At 38.5% G+C, this 22559-nt stretch carries 20 protein-coding genes and 1 other annotated feature; all 20 genes read left to right on the top strand.

The features are described 5' to 3' along the window. Window positions 1–16 precede the first annotated feature (16 nt). The 20 genes from ACTQ46_RS06270 (at window position 17) to ACTQ46_RS06175 (ending at window position 22558) form a co-directional block, all read left to right on the top strand. Complete coding sequence (locus ACTQ46_RS06270) at window positions 17–625, top strand: DUF3841 domain-containing protein (protein WP_441748169.1); 609 nt, start codon at window positions 17–19, stop codon at window positions 623–625. Between the two features lie 131 nt (window positions 626–756). Further along, window positions 757–1443 (top strand): TetR/AcrR family transcriptional regulator, encoded by a 687-nt coding sequence (locus ACTQ46_RS06265; RefSeq protein ID WP_441748167.1) that lies wholly within the window; start codon window positions 757–759, stop codon window positions 1441–1443. Window positions 1444–1660: 217 nt separating this feature from the next. Then, window positions 1661–3205: a BCCT family transporter gene (locus ACTQ46_RS06260; RefSeq protein ID WP_441748165.1), complete on the top strand. Its 1545-nt coding sequence runs from the start codon at window positions 1661–1663 to the stop codon at window positions 3203–3205. After that, entirely contained in the window at window positions 3202–4527 is a 1326-nt protein-coding gene (locus ACTQ46_RS06255) for a glycine/sarcosine/betaine reductase component B subunit (RefSeq protein ID WP_441748163.1), read from the top strand. The genes ACTQ46_RS06260 and ACTQ46_RS06255 overlap by 4 nt, the downstream gene beginning before the upstream one ends. A gap of 11 nt (window positions 4528–4538) precedes the next feature. Then, window positions 4539–5843, top strand: a complete 1305-nt coding sequence (locus ACTQ46_RS06250) for a glycine/betaine/sarcosine/D-proline family reductase selenoprotein B (protein ID WP_441748161.1) — start codon at window positions 4539–4541, stop codon at window positions 5841–5843. A 112-nt stretch (window positions 5844–5955) separates the two neighbouring features. Next, complete coding sequence (locus tag ACTQ46_RS06245) at window positions 5956–7227, top strand: neutral/alkaline non-lysosomal ceramidase N-terminal domain-containing protein (protein ID WP_441748159.1); 1272 nt, start codon at window positions 5956–5958, stop codon at window positions 7225–7227. Continuing rightward, a complete protein-coding gene (locus ACTQ46_RS06240; protein WP_441748157.1) occupies window positions 7227–7952 on the top strand; it encodes an SIS domain-containing protein in 726 nt (241 codons plus the stop codon). Before ACTQ46_RS06245 ends, ACTQ46_RS06240 begins: the two co-directional genes overlap by 1 nt. Window positions 7953–8405: 453 nt before the next feature. Beyond that, window positions 8406–8625: a binding site (T-box leader), on the top strand. A gap of 54 nt (window positions 8626–8679) precedes the next feature. Beyond that, window positions 8680–8883: a hypothetical protein gene (locus tag ACTQ46_RS06235; RefSeq protein WP_441748155.1), complete on the top strand. Its 204-nt coding sequence runs from the start codon at window positions 8680–8682 to the stop codon at window positions 8881–8883. A 31-nt stretch (window positions 8884–8914) separates the two neighbouring features. Next, window positions 8915–9907 (top strand): ketol-acid reductoisomerase, encoded by a 993-nt coding sequence (gene ilvC, locus ACTQ46_RS06230; protein WP_441748153.1) that lies wholly within the window; start codon window positions 8915–8917, stop codon window positions 9905–9907. Window positions 9908–9927: 20 nt separating this feature from the next. After that, window positions 9928–11613: a dihydroxy-acid dehydratase gene (ilvD, locus tag ACTQ46_RS06225; RefSeq protein ID WP_441748151.1), complete on the top strand. Its 1686-nt coding sequence runs from the start codon at window positions 9928–9930 to the stop codon at window positions 11611–11613. 18 nt (window positions 11614–11631) lie between these two features. Beyond that, window positions 11632–13278, top strand: a complete 1647-nt coding sequence (gene ilvB, locus ACTQ46_RS06220) for a biosynthetic-type acetolactate synthase large subunit (protein ID WP_441748149.1) — start codon at window positions 11632–11634, stop codon at window positions 13276–13278. A 167-nt stretch (window positions 13279–13445) separates the two neighbouring features. After that, window positions 13446–13898, top strand: coding sequence for a universal stress protein (locus ACTQ46_RS06215; protein ID WP_441748147.1), 453 nt, complete (start codon window positions 13446–13448; stop codon window positions 13896–13898). A 338-nt stretch (window positions 13899–14236) separates the two neighbouring features. Continuing rightward, window positions 14237–15430 carry an elongation factor Tu gene (gene tuf, locus ACTQ46_RS06210; protein ID WP_441748145.1) on the top strand — a complete coding sequence of 398 codons (1194 nt, stop codon included), beginning with the start codon at window positions 14237–14239 and terminating at the stop codon, window positions 15428–15430. Window positions 15431–15967: 537 nt separating this feature from the next. Continuing rightward, the gene (locus tag ACTQ46_RS06205; RefSeq protein WP_441748144.1) at window positions 15968–16372 is read left to right on the top strand and encodes an ATP cone domain-containing protein; all 405 of its coding nucleotides are present in this window, start codon (window positions 15968–15970) and stop codon (window positions 16370–16372) included. A gap of 133 nt (window positions 16373–16505) precedes the next feature. Beyond that, window positions 16506–17210 (top strand): aldose epimerase family protein, encoded by a 705-nt coding sequence (locus tag ACTQ46_RS06200; protein ID WP_441748142.1) that lies wholly within the window; start codon window positions 16506–16508, stop codon window positions 17208–17210. A 46-nt stretch (window positions 17211–17256) separates the two neighbouring features. Further along, a complete protein-coding gene (locus ACTQ46_RS06195) occupies window positions 17257–18195 on the top strand; it encodes a DUF2232 domain-containing protein (RefSeq protein WP_441748140.1) in 939 nt (312 codons plus the stop codon). Then, window positions 18192–20195 (top strand): DHH family phosphoesterase, encoded by a 2004-nt coding sequence (locus tag ACTQ46_RS06190; RefSeq protein WP_441748138.1) that lies wholly within the window; start codon window positions 18192–18194, stop codon window positions 20193–20195. The genes ACTQ46_RS06195 and ACTQ46_RS06190 overlap by 4 nt, the downstream gene beginning before the upstream one ends. Continuing rightward, window positions 20176–20622, top strand: a complete 447-nt coding sequence (gene rplI, locus ACTQ46_RS06185; protein WP_441748136.1) for a 50S ribosomal protein L9 — start codon at window positions 20176–20178, stop codon at window positions 20620–20622. Before ACTQ46_RS06190 ends, rplI begins: the two co-directional genes overlap by 20 nt. Before the next feature lie 6 nt (window positions 20623–20628). After that, window positions 20629–21966: a replicative DNA helicase gene (gene dnaB / locus ACTQ46_RS06180; RefSeq protein ID WP_441748134.1), complete on the top strand. Its 1338-nt coding sequence runs from the start codon at window positions 20629–20631 to the stop codon at window positions 21964–21966. After that, window positions 21956–22558, top strand: a complete 603-nt coding sequence (locus ACTQ46_RS06175; protein ID WP_441748132.1) for a GNAT family N-acetyltransferase — start codon at window positions 21956–21958, stop codon at window positions 22556–22558. The genes dnaB and ACTQ46_RS06175 overlap by 11 nt, the downstream gene beginning before the upstream one ends. Window position 22559: the final 1 nt, after the last annotated feature.

The raw sequence follows: 22559 nt of genomic DNA, 5'->3' as shown, positions 1-22559 counted from the left end.
CTACAAGGAGGCATTTATGGCTAAAAAACGGGTGAGGCTTTATACAAGGCAGAATGATAAAACGCTTTATGCACTAGAGAAAAAAGGCAGGATTATTAATGAAAGAATGTATGTTAAACTGCATTTTGGGCCGGATGCGGATTTGTTTTTAGAAAGCTACGACTGGTTTACAAAGGAAGCATCAAAAAGGCTGCCAAAACCAGAGGATGTAACAGCTCCGATCTGGTGCTCTATCAGTGCGATTGGTTGTTTAAAGGCAACAGAAAATACAGTAGTTTATGTTCTAGAAGTGCCGGAAGATCAAGTGATATATTTCGATAATCTAAAATGGGATCATATTTTAAATAGAATCTATCTTCCGAAGGACAAGGAAGATGAAAAAGCTTATGAAGAGCATCTGAAGAAAATAGGAGTAAAAGACGGGTTCAGTTTTTTTGTCGGCAAATACAAGGGGAAATATCCGGAGGAAGAAAGACGAATACGAGACAGCTGGATCAGAGCTTTTGATATCGACAACTGGTCGCCTTTTGAAGTTTCCGGAAATCTATGGGAAATAAAAAAAGAATGGGTAAAACGAATTGTATATCCGGGGGAATCTGTACCGGGAGATGAGGAGTTGTTGTAACTGCGAAGCAATGTTTTTAATAACAAGACCATGATTTAATTTCAAAATAATAATATTATCTGTTATGATCTTGATATAGAATTCGCTCTAAAAGGCTGATCTATTATGTTAATTGTAAAGGAGCGATGAACATGGGAGAAGGAATTTCTCAGGAAAAGACTGCATTACAAAAAAAGCAAAAACAAAGAGCACGAATTACAAATTATTTTTTAGAAGCAGCGATTAAAATTATTGAAGAAGAGGGAGTAGAAGCAGTTACTATTCGTAAAGTAGCTGATATAGCCGGCTTCAATAGTGCGACATTATATAATTATTTTGATGATCTGCAGCATCTCTTGTTTTTTGCGTCTATGACATACCTTCAAGAATATATAGATGGTCTGCCTTCTTATATTAAACATGTGGAAAACTCAGAGGATTTATATTTAAAAATATGGAATTGTTTTATAGACTATTCTTTTTTGAGACCAAATATTTATTACACATTATTTTTTAGTGATATAAAATGCGATATGGATACTTATGTGGCTCAGTATTATTCGTTATATCCCTTAGATGTGAAGCGTTTTCCTAAGGATGTACAAAGTATGCTCAAAAATTCTTCGATTCGTCAAAGGTCTCAGGTTCTAATCGATCAATGTGTAGATGAAGGTTTTGTTAAGGAAGAGGCTGGTCCGGCTATTGTAGATATTACAACAAGCGTCTATGAAAATATGCTAATGCAGGTAAAAAGAAATTCTATTCTGCCAGGAGTAGCGAGAGAACTTTGTATGAAGTATGTTAATACAATCTATCAAGGATTAAAAGGTTTCGTTTAGAGTCAAGAGAGAGGCATTGCCTCTCTTTTTTATGTTTTTTTATAGGAAAGATAAAGTAAGTCTTTTTTGAAATAGTTTTCCTTTAGGAGATGTTTTTTATTGCAATTCAGTTTTAAGGGTGGTATTATAAAGGTAGTTACATAGTAATCATGATTATATTATTAAAAATGATTATAATTTTGTCTGATCAACGAAATTATACGAGAGGAAAGATCTTATGAAAAAGAATAGTAAAGATTCGAGTGTGTTTATCATTTCTATGATAATCGTTGTGTCAATCGTAGCTTGGGGATTAGTATTCCCTAAAAATTTTGAATTTGTAGCTAATAGGACTTTCAGCTTTATTTCTGCAAATTTTGGCTGGTTCTATACTATAGTTATGACTTCTTTCATCCTTTTTGCAATATGGGTGGGTTTCATCAGTCCTTATAAGAATATAAAGCTCGGACCTGATGATTCCAAGCCGGAATATAGTAATATTTCTTGGTTTGCCATGTTGTTTTCGGCGGGGATGGGAATAGGTCTCGTGTTTTGGGGGATTGCAGAACCTTTGAATCATTTTATGAAACCGATTGGAGCAGAGCCTATGACAAATGCAGCGGCAAAGTTTGCGATGACAAAGTCATTTCTTCACTGGGGGCTTCATCCCTGGGCGAACTACTGTGTACTCGGTTTAGGTCTTGCGTACATGCAGTTTAGAAAGAATAAGCCTGGACTTGTCAGCAGTATTTTCATTCCTTTATTGGGAGAAGAAAAGACGAAAGGTCCTATCGGAAAGACAATCGATATTTTAGCTGTGTTTGCTACTGCGGCAGGGATGGCGACTTCTTTAGGATTAGGTACTTATCAGATCAACAGCGGTCTGAATTATATGTTTGGTATTCCGGAAAATACTACAGTTCAGCTGATTATCGTTGTAGGTATAACGATTATTTATACTATAACAGCGGTGTTGGGAGTGGATAAAGGGATAAAGATGATTTCGAATTTAAATATGATCTTAGTTGCAATTATCCTTGTAGGATCTATTATTCTAGGTCCAACAGTTGGAATATTCAATACATTAGTAGAAAGTACTGGATTATATCTGCAAAATATTGTTGGAAACGCTTTTGAGATGGGGGCGTTTGGCGATGAGGCTTGGTACGGTACATGGACTATATTTTATTGGGCATGGTGGATAGCTTGGGCACCTTTTACAGGTGTATTTATTGCAAGAATTTCCAGAGGACGTACTATTAAAGAATTTGTAGCGGGAGTGCTTTTTGTGCCAACAATAGTATCTTTTATCTGGTTTGCGATCTTTGGAGGTATTGATTTTGCGACAGGAAAAGAAGTGTTGGCAGAGGCAGTGAAATCAACATCGACTGCGTTTTTTGTAGTAATGAATGAATTGCCTTTTGGTGGATTTTTAAATTTTGTAGCGATTATGTTATTGTTTACATTCTTTATAACTTCTGCCAATTCAGCAACTTTTGTATTAGGAATGTTGACTCAAGAGGGAGAGTTGAATCCAGACAATAAAAGAAAAACAACTTGGGGAATCTTACAAGCGGCATTGGCACTATCTTTGATGATCGGGTCGGCAAATGGACTTCAAATGCTTCAGACTATATCTATAATTGCAGCTTTTCCATTTGCTTTTATCATGGTGCTGTCAATGATTGCTTTAGCAAAAGCATTGAAGGAAGACAATACCGTGAAATTTGAAAGTGTATCATTTGAGGATTCTACGATAACAATGGAGGAAAAAAGAGTATGAAATTAGAAATTGGAAATTTTATAGTGAAAGATGTTGTTTTTGGAGATCGAACATTTTTCGAAGATTCTGTGCTAACAATTAATAAACAAGAAGCAGAAGAGTTCATTAAACAAGATAGTCATATTATTAAAGTAGAGATTGAAATTGCAAAACCTGGTGAGGACATAAGGATTCTACCGGTAAAAGAAGCAGTAGAACCAAGAATTCGAGTAGATGGAAGAGCACTTTTCCCAGGAGTGACTGGAGAGTTAGCACCTGCTGGTGAAGGAAGGGTTCATGCTCTAAAAGGAATCAGCGTATTAGGTGTTGGCGGTACTTGGGGATCTTTTGGAGATGGAATGATCGACATGGCAGGAGAAGGACAAAAATATACATTGTTCGGATCTCTTATAAATATTTGCCTTGTAATTGAGACGGATGAAGATTTTGAATATCATGAGCAGCAGAAGAAAAATAAAGCGATCCGATGGGCAAGTCATTTATTTGCAGAGTATTTAGGAAAAACGGTAAAAGATTTACAGCCAGATGAAGTTGAGATATTTGAACTTCCATCTCTAAGAAACCGTGATGAAGCTATAGAGAAACTTCCTTCTGTTGTACTAGTTTTACAACCTCAGTCTCAAATGGAAGAGATGGGATATAACGACTTAGTTTATGGATGGGATTTGAACCATTTTGTTCCTACTCTTATGAATCCTAATGAAATATTAGACGGGGCATTAATATCAGGAAGTTTTATGCCTTCATCTTCTAAATGGTCAACTTACGATATGCAGAACTTCCCGACTATTCGAGAGTTATATAAGGAGCATGGAAAAACATTAAACTTTCTGGGTGTTATCATGTCAAATTTGAATGTATCGTTAGAACAAAAGGAACGCTCAGCGATTTTTGTGGCTCAGCTTGCAAAATCTTTAGGTGCTGACGGAGCTATTGTTACAGAAGAAGGTTATGGAAATCCAGATACAGATTATATTCGTTGCATCGTTGCGTTGGAGGATGTAGGAGTTAAAGTTGTCGGTATTAGTAATGAATGTACAGGAAGAGATGGTGCATCCCAGCCATTAGTTGTTTTAGATGAGAAAGCGGATGCTCTTGTTTCTACAGGAAATGTTTCTACACTAATAAATCTTCCACCGGCAGCTAAAGTTATAGGTTGTTTAGAGTCTCTTGCTCGTGACGGTCTTTCTGGAGGTTGGGCTGATGATGAAATATTAGGACCATCTGTACGAGAAGACGGTTCCATCATTATGGAAAATAATGCAATGTTCTGCGGGGATCAAATAGCGGGCTGGTCTACAAAAACGATGAAAGAGTTCTAGGAGGGGTAAGGATGAAAAAAGCTATTTTATATGTGAATCAGTTTTTTGCAGGAATCGGCGGTGAAGATACAGCTGATTTAGAGCCTGTGATAAAGAAAGAAAAGATTGGGCCAGCATTATCTTTAGATAAGTATTTAGAAGCCGAAATAACGCATACTGTTTATTGTGGCGATAATTTTATGGGTTCAAATACAAAGGAAGCAGTTTCGAAAATAATTGAAATGCTGAAACCTCTTGAATTTGATATCTTTTTAGCTGGGCCGGCATTTCAAGCAGGCCGTTATGGGGTAGCTTGCGGTAATATCTGCAAGGCTGTGAAAGAAGAGTTTAATGTACCGGTGATTACATCCATGAATGAGGAAAATCCTGGTGTAGAAATGTTTAAAAAAGAGATGATTATTCTAAGAGGCGGAAAATCAGCAGCAAAAATGAAAAAAGATACAGAAGCTATGGCAAAGGTCGGGAATGTTTATCTTAAAGGAGAAAGACCAGGGCCTGCTGATGAGTATAACTTTTTTGAAAGAGGGATAAGAGATCAAGTTTGGCTTGATACACAAAAAACTGCAGCTCGAAGAGGGGTAGACATGCTGATAAAAAAATTAAGCAATGAATTTTATCAGACAGAACTTCCTATACCTAAAAAAGATGTAGTACCTATTGCAGATCCGATTAAAGATTTAAAAGAGGCTCGGATTGCTATTGTAAATACAGGAGGTATTGTACCGATAGATAATCCTGATAGAATACAATCGGCTTCTGCTACACGCTGGGGAAGATACGATGCTTCTGGAATGGAACGATTAGAAGGCGGTGTGTTTAAAACGATACATGCAGGATTTGACCCGGCAGCTGCCGATGCAGATCCGAATGTAATTGTCCCTTGGGATGTTATGAAAGAGATGGAAAAAGAAGGTGTTTATGGATCTTTGCATCCTTACTTTTATACAACAGTAGGAACAGGTACAACTCAAGCAGAAGCTTCGAGGATGGGAATTGAAATATATGATAAATTAAAAGAAGACCATGTTGATGGAGTTTTGCTGATCTCGACCTGAGGTACTTGTACTCGTTGCGGTGCAACGATCGTTAAAGAAATTGAAAGATTTGGGATGCCTGTAGTACAGCTTTGCAACCTTGTTCCGGTAGCGATGACTGTAGGCACGAACAGAATAGTTCCGACTATTTCTATTCCGTATCCGTTAGGAGATCCTCAAACTTCTAATGAGGAACAGTACAAACTGCGTTATAAAATTGTACGAAGAGCACTGGAAGCATTAACGGAAGAGATCACAGAACAAACGGTGTTTAAAGTTTAATATCTGACTTACCGGCAATCATAAAAAATATGATCTGCCGGTTTTTTCTTTTGAAAATAGGGCATAAAAGGAGTAGATGAGACAGAATATTATAACAGGAAGAGGGATTCCTATGAGAATAGGTTTAAATAAAAGAAAAATTACTCCAGCGATACCCGTTTTAATGGCAGGGTATGAAGGGGTCAGAAAAGCAGAGGGTGTTTTAGATGATCTTTATGTAAAGGTTTGTATCTTCGAAAAAAACGATCAGTTTTATGGCATTATTCAGTATGATCTTATAGCTGTTGATAACCTTATTATCGAGGCGGTAAAGGAAAGAGCTTTGGAAATAGGGCTTAATATGGATCGTTTTGTGATAGCTGCGACACATACTCATTCTGGTCCCGGAGGTGTGGTAGATACAGAAGGAATATTAAAAGGGATGGAGCAGGTGTTCCAGGAGCCGGACAGAGATAAAATCCGATTTATAGCAGATAGAACAATATCTGCTCTTAAGGCTGCGTTGGAGAATTTATCTGAGGGAAGGATTTTCTTTTCTTTCGATCAGATCCGCGGAATCTGCGGAAATCGAAATGACAAAAGTTTAAAGGGAAGCGAGGAGACTTTTTTTGTTTATATCCATAAAAACAACGGGGAGAAGGCTGCTATTATAAACTTTTCCTGCCATCCTACGATACTGAATGCTTCCAATAGAAGGATAAGTGCAGATTTTCCAGGAGCTATCGACCGTTTTCTTGAACGTAAAGGTTATCGGTTTTCTATGTTCTTAAACGGGTCAAGCGGAGATATTTCTACAAGATATACAAGAAAAGACAGTTCTTATGAAGAAGTAGAGCGGATGGGGAGTATCATAGGCCAAAAGGTACTGGAAAATTTTGAATCAGCAACTGAGACGGATATAGAAGAATTCTACGGACGAAAATTCAGTTTCTCTATAATGACAAAAAAACCGGAAGAGATTTCTGAAGCGAAAAATAGTATGGACTATTACAAAGAGAAATTCGAAAATGCGAAAGAAGAAGGGATTTCAGGCGGGGAACTTCGTGAAATCGAGTCTCGATTTGAAGGGGCAAGAGTATCCTTTCATTATGCAGAACATCCTTTTGTCATGGAATCCTTTAATCTTTTAATAACAGTATTTAAAATCGACGATCATTTTTTTGTTGTATTTCCAGGAGAATTATTTTCTGAGCTGTCGATGAAAATTGCTGATGAAAAGGTTCATTTTATTAACTATGCAAATGGATATATCGGTTATATTGCAAACCAAAATGCATACGATAAAAATTATTATGAAGCTCTATCAAGTCCTTTTGCAAGAGGGGAAGGAGAAAGGGTTATGGAAAAACTGGAAGATATTATAAAGAACTGGAGGAAATCATAATGTCAATATCAGGGGATTATTTTGATTATTGTATCGAAGCCTTACAAAAAACAGCAGAAAGGCAATTGAAAAATATAGAAAAAGCAGCAGAAGCGGTGACGAAAAGCTGCCTTAAGGGGGGGAGGTTTTTTGTTTTCGGTTCAGGACATTCCCACATGATAGCGGAAGAAGCTTATTTGAGAGCAGGAGGTCTTGCCTATGTAAAAGCAATCCTTCCGCCAGAGCTGATGCTTCATCAGATGCCGAAAAAAAGTTCACAGATGGAAAGACTGGAAGGCTATGGGAAGGTTCTTTTGGATCTGTATGAAGTCGCCGACAAGGACATATTGATGATTGTATCGAATTCCGGCAGAAATCCTGTTCCAGTTGAAATGGCAATATCTGCGAAAGAAAAGGGGGTTGTAGTTATTGCACTAACCTCTCTGGATCATTCGAATCATACAGCATCCAGACAGAAAAGCGGAAAGAAGCTGTATGAAATAGCGGATATTGTTATCGACAACGGTTCGCCTAAAGGGGATGCAGGATTTCGGATTGAAGGGCTGGAGTCACCCGTAGGAGCCTACAGCAGCGTTACGGGTATGATGATTATACAAGGGCTTATAGCGGAGGTAATTGATAAACTTGTGAAGGCAGGTCATCAGCCCCCTGTTTTTAAAAGTTCCAATGTAGACGGATCCGACGAATATAATGAAATGCTTTTCGATACATACTATGGGGGTTAAAAAAGAGGGATAAAGAGTGGAAGAGTGGAGATGAGATGCTTTTCGGATAATAAAGAATAAATCTTAAAAAAGTATGTTAGAGAGAGGAAAGTTGGAGAGAGTACTTTCCTTTTTTTAATGAAGGGTTTTTCGCGTTTTTTAGGAAAAGATAACTTTAATGTAAAGGATTTTTAGAGGATATTGGTTTTTCATGAATTATTTAAGGAGAGGTTTTGGAATTAAATACAAATACTTAAAGAAATTTTGAATAATAATACGTAAAATGATTTGGATTCCATTTTGAGAAAGGGTTATCATAATAGACAAAAGAGAGATTATAATAAGCTTTTAAAGCGCCTGGGTCTTGTGGATTTGAAATTGGCTATTCAAATAAAAATACAAATAAATCTCGTAAAAAAACAGTTGACTTCATTTAAGCAAAGTGATATTATTGTACCGAATAAGAAATAAAAGAAATATGCGATAATAGAGATTGATCTTTATGGAAGTAATAGAGAGCTGATGGGTGGTGGAAATCAGCACGGAGATAAAGGATCTGATCACTCTATAATAGCCTTTCTGAAATTAGTAAGAAAGGACGGTTGTCTCCGTTATAAGGGCAAAAGTTTAAAAGCTTTATAAGTGGTGTATAACACAATTTAGGGTGGTAACGCGGAGATCTTTCGTCCCTGTACCGTAAGGTATTTGGGTGAAAGCTTTTTTTTTATAATTTTTAAGGAGGATAATGATGGAAAAACGTATTAAGGCAGATTTAATGGATGGCTTAAATTCTTGTATGAGAGTTTTAGTTACCTTAATAGGAAGAAATATTAAACCTTCCTGTATTCAAATGGATAAGAATGAGCTCGTTCTATGTATTGAAGAAAACAACATTGAAGATGCATTCCTGAATTTATCCAAATTACAAGATGTAGAAGTATCGTATAAATAAGATGTGTTAATTTTGAAAGGAGATCATAATAATGGCAAAAATGTACTATGAAGAGGACGCGGATTTAGGATTTTTTGAAGGTAAAAAGGTAGCAATACTAGGTTTTGGAAGTCAAGGTCATGCTCACGCATTAAACCTTAAAGACAGCGGGGTAGACGTAATGGTAGGTCTTCGCAAAGGTTCAAAATCTGTAGAAAAAGCAGAAGAGCAAGGTCTTACAGTTAAATCTGTAGCAGACTGTGTAAAAGAAGCAGACGCTTTAATGATCCTTTTACCAGATGAAACTCAAAAGAAAGTTTATGACGAAGAAATCGCTCCTAATTTAAGAGAAGGACAAGCTTTAGGTTTCGCTCATGGTTTCAATATCCGTTTCGGACAAATCAAACCTCCGGCAGATGTAGATGTATTCATGGTTGCGCCTAAAGGACCTGGACACTTAGTAAGAAGAGTATTCCAAGAAGGTCAAGGAGTTCCTAATCTTATTGCAATAGAACAAGATTATACAGGTAAAGCAAAAGAGCTTGCTTTAGCTTATGCAAAAGGGATCGGCGGAACAAGAGCAGGTGTTATCGAAACAACATTCACTGAAGAAACAGAAACAGATCTTTTCGGCGAGCAGGCAGTACTATGCGGCGGATTAACAGGACTTATCAAATCAGGATTCAACACTTTAGTAGCAGCTGGTTACCAACCTGAAATTGCTTATTTCGAATGTCTTCATGAAATGAAATTAATCATCGACCTAGTATACGAAGGCGGATTTGAAAAAATGAGACATTCTATCTCCGATACAGCAGAGTTCGGCGATTATGTTACAAGCGAAAGAATCGCTGACGATCATATGAAAGCTGAAATGAAACAAGTATTAACAGAAATCCAAGACGGTACTTTTGCTGATAAATGGATCAACGACAATGCTGAAGGCCGCCCAATCTACAACGGCAGAAAAGAAGAAGAAAACAAAGAAGAAATCGTTGAAGTAGGTAAAAAACTTCGTTCAATGATGAAATTCTTAGAAAACTAAAAAAACTTTAAGGTGATTTCATGTTAAGTGATAATATAAAAAAAGGTGTAGAAAGAGCCCCTCACAGATCATTGTTGAGGGCTCTTGGTCTAGATGACGAAGATTTTAAGAAACCCTTTATCGGGGTTTGCAATATGTACAACGACATAGTACCGGGACATAAGCATTTAAGGGAAATCACAGAAGAAGTAAAAAAAGGAATTCTGCAAGCTGGCGGTGTTCCTTTTGAATTCCCTTCTATAGCTGTATGCGACGGTATTGCAATGAACCACTCTGGAATGGATTATTCTCTTCCATCAAGAGAACTTATTGTAGATACTATCGAGGTTATGGTTAAAGCGCACAAATTCGACGGTCTTGTTATAGTGCCCAACTGCGACAAAACAGTTCCGGCTGCATTAATGGCAGCAGCTTCTTTGAATGTTCCTACAGTGATTGCCAGCGGCGGTCCTATGCTGAAAGGAAAAACCCCTCATAAAGTGGGCAGAAAAGAAGAGGATTTAAAGAGCCTTGATTTGATTACAAACTTCGAAGGTATCGGCGCATACGCTATGGGGGAAATGGACGAATCAGAACTTTACGAAATTGAATGCAATTCTTGCCCAACCTGCGGATCCTGTTCCGGTATGTTCACTGCGAATTCTATGAACTGTATCGTAGAAGCAATGGGTATGGGAATGGAATACAATGGAACAGCTCCAGCTGTTTATTCCTCTAGACGTGTTCTTGCAAGACAAGCTGGACGCCAAGTCATGAAGCTTGTAGAAGCAGATGTAAGACCAAGAGATATTATGGTTAAGGAAGCTTTTGAAAACTGCTTGGCAATCGACATGGCTTTAGGATGCTCTTCGAATACAGTTCTTCATTTAATGGCGATAGCCAATGCAGCGGATGTAGAATTGAATTTAAATATCATCGACGAAGTAAGCAAAAGAACGCCAAATCTTTGCAAACTTTCTCCTTTTGGAACAGATTATATCGAAGATCTTTATGAAAGCGGCGGAATTTACGGCGTAATGGATGAGCTTTCTAAAAAAGGCCTTATCAATTTAGACTGTCAGACAGTTTATTTAAAACCTATCGGCGAGCTGATTAAAGGAAAATACGGCGGCGGTGTGATTCGTCCGATCGATAATCCTTATTCTCCTGTTGGAGGAATCAAGGTTCTATTTGGAAATCTTGCACCAAAAGGTGCTGTTGTAAAAGCAGCAGGTGTTCTTCCTGAAATGATGACAGCTACATTAAAAGCGAGAGTCTTCAACAGCGAAGAAGAAGCTTACGAGAGTATTCTTGGCGGAAAAATCAATCCGGGAGATGCGATTATCATCCGTTATGCAGGTCCTAAAGGCGGTCCTGGTATGAGAGAGATGCTGAGCCCGACTTCTGCACTCAATGGAATGAAGCTCGATACTTCTGTAGCGCTTATTACTGACGGCCGTTTTTCAGGAGGCTCTAGAGGAGCTGCCATCGGCCATGTAGCTCCAGAAGCGGCTTTAGGCGGACCTATCGCTGCAGTAGAAGACGGCGATATTATTGAAGTAGATATTCCAAATGGAAAACTTAATGTAAAACTTTCCGATGAAGAAATAGAAGAAAGAATGAAAACAGTCGTTCCTGTAAAACGCGAGCTTGAGGGATATCTATCAAGATATGTACAGCATGTTGCCACAGCGGATAAGGGAGCTTGTTATAGAAAAGAATCATAAATAATAAGGGGGGAGTCGATGAACGGAGCAGATTATGTTTTAAAATGTTTGCGAGCGGAAGGAATCGATACAGTTTTTGGATATCCAGGCGGTGCAGTAATTCCTCTTTTTGATGCTTTATATCGAGATGGCGGTTTTAACGTATATAGACCTAGCCATGAGCAGGGAGGAACCCATGCAGCAGATGGTTTTGCCAGAGCTTCAGGCGGTGTTGGTGTAATGATCGCCACATCGGGTCCCGGCGCTACAAATACAGTGACAGGAATTGCTACGGCTTATTCCGACTCCGTACCGTTAGTAGTGATCTCTGGACAGGTAGGAAGTTCGCTTCTTGGAAAGAACTCTTTCCAAGAAGTGGACATTGTATCGATTACAATGCCTATTACAAAGTACAATGTTTTAGTAACAGATACTAAGGATATCGGTCCGGCAATAAGGCGTGCGTTTTTTATTGCCCGCTCAGGAAGACCGGGACCGGTGCTTGTGGATATTACAAAGGACACCTTTGAGGCGGAGATGGAAGATCTTCCTTACGCTGTTCAGCCGATTGAGATCGATACTCGATATCTTGACTGTATGGATGAGATCAAAGAAGCCTGCGATCTCATCCGCAATGCTGAAAAGCCTGTAATTTATGCAGGCGGAGGAGTGCTTAAAAGCGGATCCTTCGAAGAACTTAGAAAATTCGCAAAATTATTAAATATTCCAGTTACAAACTCTATTATGGGAATGGGAGCTTTTGATAGAACAGATCCTTTATCCTATGGAATCGTTGGAATGCATGGACAAAGAGAAACGAATCTTATGGTCTACCGCTCCGATGTGGTAATCGGTATTGGTGTTCGTTTTTCAGATCGTGCAATCGGAAATCGAACAGGCTTCAGCGAAAAAGCGAAGATTATCCATATAGATATCGACGAGACGGAATTTAATAAAAATATCGATGTAGATGTTCGGATATTGGGAGATTTCAAAAAAATTCTTCAAATTATGACCGAGGAATTAACAGATGTTCATTTCAATCGGGATATTAAGGAAATAGAAGAAAAACAGTCTGAAAAAGATTTTCTTCCACGCCGATATATTGAAACTTTCCAAGAAAAATTGCCAGAAGACACGAATGTTGCTACCGATGTAGGCCAGCATCAAATGTGGACGATGATGTATTGGAAGGCGAAGAAGCCTTACTCTGTAATCACCTCTGGAGGACAAGGCACGATGGGGTTTGGTGTAGGAGCTGCAATGGGTGCGAAAATTGCCCGTCCTGATGAGGAAATGCTTTTGATTACTGGCGACGGTTCTTTTAGAATGAATCATCATGAAGTCCTGGCTGTAGCATCCCACAAAGTCCCAATGACCATCGCAGTATTTAATAACCACACCTTAGGAATGGTGCGCCAGTGGCAGGGATTATTCCAAGAGAAAAGGTACTCTCATACTGATATTTACGATGCTTTGGATTTGGAAGCTTTATCGAAAGCTTATGGAGTAAATTATGCTGGCAAAGTACACAGTCCTGAAGAATTGGAAGACGTTTTAGAAGAGATCGATTTAGATGAGATTAATATTATCGAATGTATGATCGATCATGATGATGGGGCCTATCCAATGGTAGCTGCAGGAAAAAGTATAAATAATATTATCGATAGAGACCAAATGTATTAAAAGGGTTTCTAGGCGGAATCGGGGTATATATAGATTATAGGAAGAGTAATGAAGAAGTGGAAACTAAAAATTAGACCGATCAAAGTTTGATAGAGTTTATTCTTAAGAGGATAACTGGGAGAACGAGGTTGATATTCTTACTTATTTGTATAATTTAGGAGGACGCCATGAAAAAGATCATAGTGACATATGACGGTTCTGAACCGGCAAAAAGAGCTGTTGAAGGTGCGAAAAGTCTGCAGGGTTGTTTTGACTGCGATGTTGTGTTGTATTCCATTATTGAAGATATCAGCACTGGATTTGCTTCACATATAAAAACAGATTCAGACAGCAGATATATGACAGAAAGCAGACAGCAGCAAAAAGATCAACTAGATAAGATTTATTCTTGGCTTAAGGCGGTTGCAGATGCTTTTCCAAATCCCGACAAGGTTGTGACCAGAGTAGAGATGGGGCAGATCGGTCCGCAGATAGTCGAGCATGCGGAAAAAGAAGGCTGCGACTGTATCGTCGTTGGCAGTAGAGATATCGGGGCTTTTAAAAAGCTTTTTAAAGGTTCTGTTTCTGAATATGTTGCATCGAAAGCGAAATGCTCTGTATATATTGTAAGAGATATATAATGGGGTGGGAAGTAGGGGGGGAACATCTTAATTGCCTTAGGCAATTAAGATGTTTTTTCTAAGACATTCCTTTGCGAGCACCTTTCTATTCGATATAAAAATCTGCAGCTTAGGCTGCGGTTTTTTTGTTGCTGCAGAGATTTTGTATTAGAAATATTCTCTATATCCTGGGAACAAAGATCTCTGAAAAAGAATAATCTTTTTAAATTATAGAAATTTTAGCTATAAGAGATGGAAATGGCTAAAAACAAGAAGTTTCCTATATGTTTTTGTATTCTAATTTAATCTTTTATGTTATAATCAAAAATAAGAGAAATTTTCTAAGGAGGAATCAATCAATGTCAAAAGCAAAATTTGAAAGAAATAAACCCCATGTTAATATCGGAACTATCGGTCACGTTGACCATGGTAAAACAACATTAACAGCAGCGATCACATTAGTATTAAACAAAAGGTTCGGTTCTGGAGAGTTCGTTGATTATGCAAATATCGACAAAGCACCAGAAGAGAGAGAAAGAGGAATCACAATTTCTACTTCTCACGTAGAGTACGAAACAGCAAACAGACACTACGCACACGTAGACTGTCCAGGCCATGCCGACTACGTTAAGAACATGATCACAGGAGCTGCCCAAATGGACGGTGCAATCCTAGTAGTATCAGCAGCAGACGGTCCAATGCCTCAAACAAGAGAGCATATCTTACTTGGCCGCCAGGTAGGAATTCCTAAAATGGTCGTATTCCTAAACAAACAAGACCAAGTAGACGACGAAGAATTAATCGAATTAGTAGAAATGGAAGTAAGAGATCTATTAAACGAATACGATTATGACGGAGACAACACTCCAATCGTAGTAGGATCTGCATTAAAAGCATTAGAAGATCCAGACGGAGAATGGGGAGACAAAATCGTTAAATTGATGGAAGAAGTAGATGCATACATCGACGAGCCAACAAGAGACGTAGATCATCCATTCCTAATGCCTGTAGAGGACATCTTCTCAATCACAGGACGTGGAACAGTAGCGACTGGTAGAGTAGAAAGAGGCCGTGTATCTGTAGGAGACAACGTAGAGATCGTAGGACTTGCAGACGAATCAAGAACAGTAGTAGTAACAGGAGTTGAGATGTTCAAGAAACAACTTGACGACGCACAAGCCGGAGATAATATCGGAGCGTTACTACGTGGAGTACAAAGAGAAGAGATTGAAAGAGGACAAGTACTAGCAGCTCCAGGATCAATTCACCCACATACAAAATTCGAATCTGAAGTATATGTATTAACAAAAGAAGAAGGTGGACGTCATACACCATTCTTCAGCGGATACAGACCACAATTCTACTTCAGAACAACAGACGTAACAGGAAACATCGAGTTAGAAGATGGAGTAGAAATGGTAATGCCAGGCGATAATGCAAAATTCATCGTTGAGCTTATCACTCCAATCGCAATCGAAGAAGGACTACGTTTCGCTATCCGTGAGGGTGGAAGAACAGTAGCTTCAGGCGTTGTTACTAAAATTGTTGAATAAGAAAACTTTAAAGAGGACAGTTTCGGCTGTCTTCTTTTTTTTATTTAATAAGGGAAAGCTTAAAGAAAGAGTGAAGAGTGTGATAGAGGGGAGGATAGTGTGGAATGTGATAGAGGGGAGAGGGGAGTTGTGGTGGAAAAATGAAAAGAGCATTCATTTTTCTACATAGGATAGGAAGCAGGTCTTCTGCTGATTAATTGATGTTAAGTATCGGGTGATTGTTTTGCAAGGGTGCGAATAGTTCTGTACAGAGGATTTTCGAATGGAGGGATGTCTGGTATCTTTTAATCTTAAAGAAACACGTTCCATGTTTCTACTATATCTTCACTCTCCACTCTTCGACTCTTTTACTCTCTCTTTTAAGCTCTTTATTTTTGCGTTGCCGCCGAAGACGGGCTGCCTCGGCTGGGATAGCAGTCCTGCCTATCGTTTTCATATTAATTATTGAATCTGTATTTTTATCTAAAAACGTTTTCATTTTGAGAATATCGGGTATAATTAGTAATAAGCTATCATAACTAGAAAGGATGTGCCGATATGAAAAAAGAGATGACCCATGAAGATTTAGTAAGAATTTTAAGCGAATATACTGAAAAAAATGTAGAATTGAAAGACCTTTCTCATTTTCTAGATAAGATCAAAGAGAAAGTGATTTTTTCCCGAGGCAAAAAAGAAGGAAAAATTTTAGTATTGAAAAGAAGCGGTACTTTAGAAGAATTTGACGACAAGCAATTATACTATTCTTTAATCAAGGCATCCGATTCTGCAGGGGGATATATGAACGACTCGGATATCAAACAGATTACAAGTTCTGTTATAGAATCTATCCGCAAAGAGAGACCGAATAATATTATTGCTTCTAACGAATTAAGAAGAATGATCGAACTGAAACTGGAAGAAGAGGGTTTCACAATAATAGCGGAAGCCTATACCTATTATTAGTCTAGGACTTAAACTGTAGTTTAAAGGGAAAAAAGGAGAGGGGTGGTTCCCCTCTTCTTTTTATGGAAAGACTCGGCTTTAATAAAAGTCTTACAATTGATATACTTAAGCTAATACGTTTCGAGGAGGAAATATGATATTATATTATGATTTTGAAGATGTGGTTTTAGAAGCTGAGACTGAAGGTGGTTGTATAGAGTCTTTAACAGATGGGGTTAAGAATATTCTTTATCCCCGTACGACTATAAATATTGACGGGAAAGAGAAAAAACGGGGGGGGAGCCATCCCTGCGTGCCGAATTTCGGGGTAGATACTTCATACGGTCTTCCGCCTCATGGTTTTGGAAGAGATATGAAATGGGACGTTATGAACAAGGCTGCCAGCTACTCCACTCTTTCATTGGAAGGGATAGAGGAGTTCAAGGATTTAAAGATGCTTTTGTCTTATGAGATCGGCGAACATAGTCTTCGTATGAATCTTCAGCTGAAGAATTCTGGAGATAGGGTTTTGCCTATCGCACCAGGTTTTCATCCTTATTTTCCAACGAAGAACTCTTATATTAAAGTTCATAATCGAGAAGTAAATGCAAATGAACAGATGGCAACTACTTTCTTCGACGGAGATGTGCTGGAGTTTGAGACAGCGGATATGATTTTTAATTATAAGACAAAAAACTGCAACCGCTTTGCTGTGTGGTCAGACAGCGAGGATTATGTATGCGTGGAGCCTACATTAAACGGGCCTAGTTTTTCTGAAATTGTGGAGACTCCCTATGAACTCAAACCGGATGAAGAGTTTGAGATTGATGCAGTTCTAGAATGGAAGCCCAAAGCATAGTCCTCTAAATATGGTATAATAATACAATTAGGAAAGGGGAGTTGTAATGAAGATTAGACCGGAGGTTTTAATCGAGGCTGCTGTCTGCAGTTTCGCTGGTTTGATGATATATATCTTATCGTTGTTGATACCGATATTTATTTTTATCATACCCGTTCCCTTTATTGTGTTATATGTAAAAAGGGGACCTGTCTGGGGGATTTTAGCAAGTCTATTGGCATGTCTTTTGATCTTATTGAGTTCTGAGATGGAAACAGCGGCGATTTTATTGATATATACTGTATTTATCTCTCATACTCTAGGATTTATGATTAGACAAAACACGAAAGCATCGAATATTATTTTATGGAGTACAGCAGGGACAGCGTTTTTTATATTGCTAGCTGGTTTTTTTGCGCAGTCTTTTAACGAAATGAATGTTGTAGAAAGTTTGAGAGAAACGATAAATCAATATGCAGGTTCTCAGCTGTCTATGATAAATTCAATGAATATTTCCGTAGGAGAAAAAGAATCTTTGGAAGCTGTAATGAAAACTGTAGCAGAATATACTATGGTCCTTCTGCCGGGGATTATTTTAATGATTTCAGGGATCCTATCTTATGCAAATTATTATATCTCTGCAAAAGTGCTGCGAAAGCTTGGGATAGGAATTATAGACATTCCCGGGGTATCTGGATTTCGTCTTCCAAAACACGTTATTATCGGGACGGTTTTTACAGCAGTGTTATTATATATTCTGCAGCGGATGGACTTTGGGTTCTCTAAGGAGCTTATGCTCAATGCCTATTTGATTTTTTCTTTTTTGTTTATGGTAAACGGCATTGCAGCGCTGGATTCTATAATAAAAAACAAGATTAATATTTATCTGCGGATACTCGTTCCGCTAATCGTATTTTTAGTACTGGGTATGGGCATGGCCTATGCTGTATTTGGCCTTTTGGATCTATGTTTCGATCTTAGAGACCGTTTAAGGAGGGTAAGATGAAAGAAAATAAAATAATAGAAGGAGTCGATCTCTTTTTAGTGATCGCTTTAGCTGCGATTTTAATTATCTCCTCCTTTATCAACTATCCGCCTCTGGCAGCTTTATCTATTGTGATTTTGATTCTTCTTGTATGGAGGAGTGTAAATAGAAGAAAGAGGCAGGAGTTAAAATATTTTCGAGAAATAGAAGTACTAAATGAAAATTTTGATGATGTAACGAGAGCTGCCGTTTTTTCGATGCCCTTTCCGCTGGTTATGATTTCTCCGGGAGGGAAGATAAAATGGTATAACAGCCAGTTTTCCGATTGTTTCGAATTTGGAGAACCGATGATAAATCATCAGATCGATGAAGTTGTGGACGAATTTTTGATGAGTAAAATTGTTGATGACGAAACACAGTTTATAGAAATGATGATCCATGAACGCTGCTATCGCTTTTATCTGAATTTCTTTAAGGATATAGGAGAGAAGAAAGAGGAAATCTATCTTTTATATGGGGTAGATATTTCCAAAGAAAACGACATTAGAAGAAGATTTGTAAATGAGGCATATAATGCGATGCATCTGCAGATCGATAATTATGATGAGATTTTTGACGCGACTGACGAGGATATGCGGCCCATGGTTTTTGCGGAGATCGACCGGGTGATCAGCGAGTATTTCCACCGTTATGAAGCGTATATTAAAAAGTTCGATCAGGATTCCTACGTAATTACAGTTACCCATGGAGAATTAGTGAAAATAATGGCTGACAAGTTTACGGTGCTGGATGAAGTGAGAGACATTGCGTTAGGCAATACTCTTCCTCCTACATTAAGTATCGGAGTGAATACACAAGGCCTTAATCCTTTGGATCTGTACAGGGGTGCATTGGCGGCGATGGATATCGCCATCGGCCGGGGAGGCGATCAGGTTGTCGTCAAAGACGGAGAGCTGCTTCACTATTTCGGAGGAAAGAACAACGCCTTAGAAAAGCGGAATAAAGTAAAGGCAAGAGTAATTTCCCATGCTTTGGCGCAGATGATCCGCCAAGCAGATCAAGTCTTTATTATGGGTCATAAAAACCCGGATATGGATTCTTTTGGTTCGGCCTTGGGTATTTATGAAGCCTGCAAAATGGAAAACCGAAAAGGGTTCATTGTTTTAAATGAAGTGGTCCCTTCTATTCGAAATATCTATGAAAAGGTCATGGATTACGATAAAGATTATGAAAAAGTCTTTATCGACAGCGATGAAGCGGTGCTGAAAGCTACACCAAAATCTCTAGTGGTTATCGTAGATAATCATAGAAGGGCATCTTTGGAATGTGCTGATTTACTTGATATTACAGAACATGTTGTCTTAATCGACCACCATAGAAGAGGTGCCGACTATATAGACAGTGCAACAATAACATATCTGGAAACCTATGTGTCTTCGGCTTCGGAGATGGTTACAGAGTTATTGTTCTATATGGCAGATGACTTAAAAATTCCTCAAGTTGTGGCAGAAGCGCTCCTGGCAGGAATTACTGTAGATACGAAGAATTTCTATTATCAAACAGGAGTACGAACTTTTGAAGCGGCCTCTATACTGAAACGCCAAGGAGCAGACAGTATCGTGGTGAAGAATCTGTTTAAAGATGACGAATCCACAGTCAGAAGCAAAAGCGAAGTCGTATCAAATGCTAAAATTTATAGAGATAATATTGCGATTGGTGTATTTGACGAAGAAAACGAGGATTCTATCTTAGTGGCTTCTGTATCAGCAGATGAGCTGATGAGCATCCTTGGTATTGATGCTTCCTTTGTGTTGACACGAAGCAGAGGCCGAATCCATATCAGCGGCAGAAGTTTAGGGAAAATTTCAGTACAATTAATACTAGAGAAAATAGGCGGCGGAGGCCATTTGACTTCAGCCGGAGCCCAATTAGACAGTACTATGGAAGAAGCGGTAGAAACTCTAAAGGGTGCCATAGATGATTTTTTTAAGGAGGACGAGAATGAAAGTAATACTGATTAAAGATGTAAAAAGTTTAGGAAAAGAAGGAGATCTTGTAAATGCAAAAACAGGATATGCCCGCAATTTCCTTCTTCCGAATCAACTAGCGATTGAAGCGACGAAAGAAAATGTTGCGAAGTGGAAAGAAGAAAAGAAGATCGAAGAGCAGAAACGGCAAGAAAATGTTAAAGAGGCTCAAAATTTAAAAGAAAGAATTGAAAAAATTGAATTAAAAATAAAAACAAAAACTGGAGAAGGAGATCGTCTTTTCGGAGCTATTACATCGAAAGATATTGCAGAGGCTTTAGAAAAAGAAGCAGGAATTTCAGTCGACAAGAAAAAAGTTGAATTAAAAGAGAATATCAAATCTTTGAAAAGAATGACTGTACCGATCAGAGTATATCCGGAAATTGTAGCGAATCTTCAAGTAGAGATTGTAAAGGAGTAGTTTACAATGGATGGAATAGAAAGAAAAGCACCTTACGATCTTAATGCGGAAGCTTCCGTATTAGGGTCGATGATTTTAGACAAACATGCTGTAGACGTAGCCAGCGAGCTTTTAACAGCAGATGATTTTTATAAAGGAAGTCATGGTGATATCTTTCGCAGTATTCAGACTTTAGGCTTAAAGGGAGAACCGGTGGATTATCTCACTCTTAGCGAAGAGCTGACCACTGCCGGAAAATTGGAAATGGTGGGAGGACTCGACTATCTTATGGATTTGTCGAGTTCTGTTGTTTTAACAGCGAATATCCGCTCCTATTGTCAGATTGTAAAAGATAAATCGATTCTTCGAAAGCTGATTCACTCCAGCGACGGGATCATGGAAAAAGCATACAGCAATGAGCCGGTAGGTTCTGTTATTGAATATGCGGAAAGCTCTATCTATGAAATCAGTCAGGGAAATGTACGAGGCGGGCTTCAGCCGTTAAAGGAAATCGTAGGCGATACCATGAGCCAAATCGAACAGATGAGCATGAACGATGGAGGGCTTACTGGAATCACCACAGGCTTAAGAGACTTGAACAGTCTTTTATCCGGCTTTCAAAAATCGGATCTTGTACTGATAGCCGCCCGTCCGGCCATGGGTAAGACTTCCCTTGCCTTGAATATGGCTTTAAGTGCTGCGTTGGAAAAACATTCTATCGCAATATTTTCTTTAGAGATGAGCAAGATGCAGCTGACTCAAAGACTTTTAAGTTCGATTACCATGATAGATCTTCAAGATATTATAAGCGGGCAGATTAAAGATTGGGCAAAACTGGGTCAAGGAATGAGTATACTGTCGGGTCTTGATATCTATGTGGATGATACTTCAGGAATTTCCCTGACAGAGCTTAGGTCGAAATGCAGAAGACTTTCTGCAAAATCAGGACTTCAGATGGTCATGATCGATTATCTTCAGCTGATGAGCGGGGAAGGCCGTACAGAAAACAGACAGCAGGAAATCTCCAATATCTCAAGAGGGCTAAAAGCCTTGGCAAAGGACTTGAACTGTCCGATTATTGCTCTTTCTCAGCTTTCGAGAGCGCCGGAACAGCGTTCCGATCACCGTCCGATCATGAGTGACTTGAGAGAGTCTGGAGCCATCGAGCAGGATGCGGATCTCGTTATGATGATCTATCGAGATGATTATTATCACGAGGATTCTGAAAAGCCGAATACTGCTGAACTGATTGTTACAAAACATCGTAATGGACCTACAGGTACGGTGGAGCTGTTCTTTAATAAGAAAATGACCAAGTTCTCAGATCTTATCAGCGAAGAGGTTGCACAGAGATATGGGGAATAATCAATCTATGAGAGGCGGCAGGGTTTTATTGAAGCCGCTGGAATATGAAGACGCCCTGAAAATAAGATTCTGGGGAATTCATGAAAACAAACTGTTTGAAGATTATAATTTGGGGGATTTGTCAAAAAACGAGCTCCAGTATTGGTATAATATTAAAAAGAAAAATTTCCGCAGAGCCTATTATGCTATTTACAATGAAGAAAAGAAAATGATCGGATATTTAGGAATCAAGGATATCAATCTGTTTAAAAAGGAAAGCTATCTAGGTATTGTGCTGGATCCGAACTATACAGACAGAGGGTATGGAACGGAAAGTATAAAACTCCTTTTAAATTATTATTTCTATAAGATGAAAATGAAAAAGATTCTTTTAGAAGTCAATGAGTTTAATGCGAGGGCCATACATGCTTATGCGAATATCGGATTTTTATATATTTGCGAATATTTAGGAGAGTTTGAAAATCAGGAGATTGATTTTAAGGATCCATATTACGAACCTTTCTTTAAACATTTTAAATATCATAATGGCAAACTGCTGACAAGAATTCATTTGATGGAAATGGATGCAAGGCGTTTTGAAATGAGGAATTAGA

The organism is Gallicola sp. Sow4_E12, from assembly GCF_052116305.1.
Classification (GTDB): domain Bacteria; phylum Bacillota; class Clostridia; order Tissierellales; family Peptoniphilaceae; genus JBQKLI01.
This window is presented reverse-complemented; position numbering and strand designations above follow the sequence as displayed.